We start from the raw sequence: 372 nt of genomic DNA on the forward strand, positions 1-372 counted from the left end.
CGGCGCCAGCCCGGCGCGAACGCGATGCCTCACGCTGCGCGTGTCGATTGAACGTCGCTATCGAGCAACCGGCCTAGTATCCGGCGTTCTTCTCGATCCTCCGTCGATAGCGCTCGCGCTCTTGTTCCGAGGTCGCGCTGTCTAGCAGGAATTGATAGTGACCGATGACTTTTTCGCTGCCTCTTATGAGCAACTGCTGCAGACCAGTCATGACGTGATCTCCTCGCAAGCTGCGCGATCGATCGAGGGCAGTGGCGGAATGTCGGCCACGACGCCTTGCATCGCCGTGACTTCTTCGGCGAGCCGTCTTTCGATGAATTCGCGCTCGAGGTCGGAGAGCTGGGTCTGCAGCAGTCGCCGATACCGATGAAT

1 protein-coding gene is annotated in these 372 nt (G+C 60.2%); it reads right to left on the bottom strand.

Annotated elements, in window-relative coordinates; genetic code table 11:
* Positions 1–73: 73 nt before the first annotated feature.
* A complete protein-coding gene (locus AKL29_RS24610; RefSeq protein WP_244481704.1) occupies positions 74–211 on the bottom strand; it encodes a hypothetical protein in 138 nt (45 codons plus the stop codon).
* Positions 212–372 lie beyond the last annotated feature (161 nt).

The sequence above is a fragment of the Bradyrhizobium pachyrhizi genome, from assembly GCF_001189245.1.
In the GTDB taxonomy this organism is placed as follows: Bacteria; Pseudomonadota; Alphaproteobacteria; order Rhizobiales; family Xanthobacteraceae; genus Bradyrhizobium; species Bradyrhizobium pachyrhizi.

Coding starts and splice junctions, on each gene's coding strand:
- AKL29_RS24610 (WP_244481704.1), bottom strand. CDS start 211: ATGACTGGTCTGCAGCAGTTGCTCATAAGAGGCAGCGAAAAAGTCATC.